Genomic DNA, 573 nt, shown 5'->3' with positions numbered 1-573 from the left:
CTGATGCCTCGGCTGCGGCCGACCCGTCGGCTGAGGTCGACACCAACGCCTCGGCATCCGCTGCAGCGTCGGCTCAGGCTGATGACGACAGCAACGCGGCGGCTCAGGCGGCGGCTGTCGCTGCGGCTCTGGCCAATGCGACGAGTTCCGCTTCGGCGGCGGCTGACGTGACGGCTGATGCGGCCGCGTCTGCGGCGGCGACGGACGACGCATCCACGGACGCGTCGACCACGGCCACGACGGATGCGGACGCGTCTGCTGCAGCGGCCGCTCAGGCGGCGGCGCAGAACGATGCGACCTCGACGAGTGCGGCTGACGCGTCCGCGGCGGCAGATGCCGATCCGAACGCGTCGGCGGCCGCGGCGGCCAACGCCTCGTCGTCGGCCACGGCGTCCGCGACGGCGGCGGCTGATGCTTCCGCTGAGGCAGAGGTCGAGGCATCCGCTGCGACCACGGCTGACGCTGCGGCTACGGCTGATGCCTCGGCTGCGGCCGACCCGTCGGCTGAGGTCGACACCAACGCCTCGGCATCCGCTGCAGCGTCGGCTCAGGCTGATGACGACAGCAACGCGG

1 protein-coding gene is annotated in these 573 nt (G+C 72.8%); it reads left to right on the top strand.

Annotated features, from left to right (window positions below):
- On the top strand, nt 1–573 hold a 573-nt coding region (locus tag SOM10_RS17920), incomplete at both ends, for a hypothetical protein (RefSeq protein ID WP_320491458.1).

This window comes from Microbacterium sp. CFBP9023, from assembly GCF_034045055.1.
Lineage (GTDB): Bacteria > Actinomycetota > Actinomycetes > Actinomycetales > Microbacteriaceae > Microbacterium.
This window is presented reverse-complemented; position numbering and strand designations above follow the sequence as displayed.